Raw genomic sequence first — 3014 nt, 5'->3', positions numbered from 1 at the left:
CACCGATCGTCTCCATTCCTGGGGGAGAACCGCTGCTTCATCCACAAATTGATGAAATTGTCAAGGGTTTGGTAGAGCGGAAAAAGTTTGTTTATCTGTGTACGAATGGCTTGTTGCTAGAAAAAAGCCTGGATAAATTTGAACCTTCGCCTTATCTCACATTCAGCGTACACCTGGATGGATTGCGAGAACTGCACGACAAATGTGTCGATCGCAAAGGGGTTTTCGATACTGCCGTGAAAGCGATTCGCGCCGCCAAAGCCAAAGGATTTCGCGTCACCACCAATACTACCGTGTTTGACGGCACAGACCCCAAAGAAATGCAAGATTTCTTTGATTTTCTCGCCACATTAGATATTGATGGGATGATGATTTCTCCCGGCTACAGTTATGAATGGGCACCCGATCGAGAACATTTTCTCAAACGAGAACAGACAAAAGCCTTATTCCGAGAAATTTTAGCGCCTTACAAAGCCGGAAAGAAAAATTGGAACTTCAACCACAACCCCCTGTTTTTGGATTTTCTCATCGGCGAAAAAGATTACGATTGTACCCCTTGGGGAAGTCCCAGCTACAGCGTTTTAGGATGGCAAAAACCCTGCTATCTTCTCAATGAAGGTCATTATTCCAGCTTCCAAGAATTGCTGGAAAATACAGACTGGAATAACTACGGTCGCCATAGCGGCAATCCCAAATGTGCGGATTGTATGGTACATTGCGGCTACGAACCGACAGCAGCAACGGATGCGATGCAGCCGAGTAATGTGGTGCGTGCGATCGGCAGTGTATTCGGAATGGTTAGTTAATCCCAGAAACCGGGTTTCTTTGGCTGTAAAAGTCGATATTCGTTGCTTTAAGCGAAAGAAACCCGGTTTATTATCCTGATTGAAGATTTCAAATTTCAAATCTAAATCTAGAATTTGAAATTTGAAATTTTTCATGTGGAATTACCAAGTAAAAATTTACACTCTGAGATTCTTATAAATGATTATTGCTGTAGAACTAATTTTCTTGTTTCTTATCGCGATATCGCTGATTTTTTACGCGGTTTGCGCTTTCTGCACCATTCGCTTTTTCTATGATGGTAAGGGAGAAACTGCTGCCGATCTCCCAGCAGTATCAATTTTAATTCCAGTTTGCGGAGTAGATGAAGGCGCAACAGAAAACTGGACATCTTTTTGCACCCAAGATTACGAAGAATACGAAGTGCTGTTCGGTGTGATGAGTCCGTCAGATCCGGCGATACCAGTATTAAAAGAAGTGGTAGCAAAATTTCCCGATCGCGCTAAACTATTTTACGGCTTAGAAGCGCGTGGAATTAATCATCAAATCAGCAATTTGTGGCACTTACTGGAAAAAGCAAACAACGAAATCGTCATTTTTGCCGATAGCGATATTCGCGTTACCCCAGATTATCTCCGCCATGTGACTTCCCCGCTTGCAGATCCGGCGATCGGCGTGGTAACTTGCGGATATTGCGATCGCGCTCCCAAATTTCTCGGTGCAGCTTTGGCCTCTTTGGGGAGGTGTACCGACTTCATCCCCAGCGTGTTAGTAGCGCGAAGTTTGGATGGTGGTTTAAAATTTTCTCTTGGCCCAACTATTGCCACCCGCAAATCTGTTCTAGAAAAATTCGGCGGCTTACAAAAAGTAGTCAATCGCATCGGTTCGGATTATCATATCGGTAAAATGGCAACCGAAGTAGGCTATCGAGTCGAACTCTCCAAATATATCCTCGATAATGATTGCGGGCGCGAAACAGTCAAGCAAGTTTTTCTGCGGGAATTGCGTTGGGCGAGAACAATTCGGATCAACCGTGGCCCTGACTATTACGGTATGGGATTATCTTACGGCACAATTTACTGTATTGCTTTACTGTTGCTATCGGGTTTTCAAAGTTGGGCAATAATTGTAAGTATTGTCACGTTTGCGTTCAGATTTGTGCAAGCGCTAACAGCTATTTATAGTATGGGTCGTCCGCAACTTTTGTGGTGGCTTTGGGCGCTACCTATTCGCGATTTGATGAATTTTGTTATTTGGGTAGGTGGTGCTTTCGGACAAAGCGTATATTGGCGCGGACGACGATTGCGAATTCAATCTGGTGGAATACTGACTGATTAGGCTTGGATAGCCCCCCAAACTTGGGGGGCTTGAAATATTTGTTCGGCAGTTAATAGCTTTGAGACTGTAACTGTGGAAACAGAGTTAAAAAGGCGACATTTTGAAGTTGAAATCGATGAGGATTTGATGCAAATTCTATCTCAAAAAGCTCAACAGCAAGGAGTAGCGCTTAACCAGTTAGTGAATGAGGTGCTTAGAGAAACGCTCAGACAAGCAGCGTAGCGCTGAATAAGGGCTCGCACCCTCTAAAAACATTACCTCCTCACAAACAGGATGCAATGGCTTTAGAAGGAAACGATCGCCTATTATTTCATTTCTCAATTTTTGCCAGCTTCTTAAGCGTACCCCAATCCTCAATCAAAGTTTTCAAGGAAGAGAAATTGCTCGGTTTCGCTATATCTTGTACAGCACTTAAAATCTTACCTTCCCGCAAATGTCCGATCGCATCGCCAACCGACACCGAAGTGTGCAATAAAACGCTAGAATCTCGATAGCATTGGCTCATACATTGGGTGCAGTTATCGCGGATAAAAGGTTGGTCGCGGAAATCAAAAATCGAACTCATCTTTGTTGGCCAGCGATCGCACCTGTACACATCGAAATTGTAATCCAAATAAAAATATTTGTATCCACCATAACAGGGATACATCTGCTTCTCTTGTTTGAGAAAACGCACCAGTTCTGTTAAAGATTCACCCGGATTGAGAATGCCAAATTCTCCTTTAAGCGATTTCACAGTTTCCAGTGCGGCGATTAACTCGTCTGGGGTGTAGTCAATTAGTAGCGAAGTCTCAGAAAAACTGAGGGATGTAGTCGCACCCGATGAAGTTTTTGGATAAGCGAAAGTGACACTTTCAAAGCCAAGTTCTTTGACGGCAGCTAAAAGTTCTCGA

At 43.7% G+C, this 3014-nt stretch carries 3 protein-coding genes and 1 pseudogene; 3 read left to right on the top strand and 1 reads right to left on the bottom strand.

Going from position 1 to position 3014, the window contains the following annotated elements:
- From hpnH to H6S82_RS33750, 3 genes are all read left to right on the top strand, one after another.
- A partial coding sequence (gene hpnH, locus H6S82_RS26540; protein ID WP_191056979.1) for an adenosyl-hopene transferase HpnH occupies positions 1-806 on the top strand: 806 nt, incomplete at its 5' end.
- A 178-nt stretch (positions 807-984) separates the two neighbouring features.
- Entirely contained in the window at positions 985-2121 is a 1137-nt protein-coding gene (locus H6S82_RS26535; protein WP_190469051.1) for a glycosyltransferase, read from the top strand.
- Between the two features lie 36 nt (positions 2122-2157).
- A complete protein-coding gene (locus H6S82_RS33750; RefSeq protein WP_190469150.1) occupies positions 2158-2343 on the top strand; it encodes a CopG family antitoxin in 186 nt (61 codons plus the stop codon).
- Between the two features lie 88 nt (positions 2344-2431).
- Here H6S82_RS33750 and H6S82_RS26525 read toward each other — a convergent pair.
- Positions 2432-3014: pseudogene (locus tag H6S82_RS26525) on the bottom strand (hypothetical protein); the annotation flags it as partial.

Source organism: Planktothrix sp. FACHB-1355, from assembly GCF_014748295.1.
GTDB lineage: Bacteria > Cyanobacteriota > Cyanobacteriia > Cyanobacteriales > Aerosakkonemataceae > Aerosakkonema > Aerosakkonema funiforme_A.
This window is presented reverse-complemented; position numbering and strand designations above follow the sequence as displayed.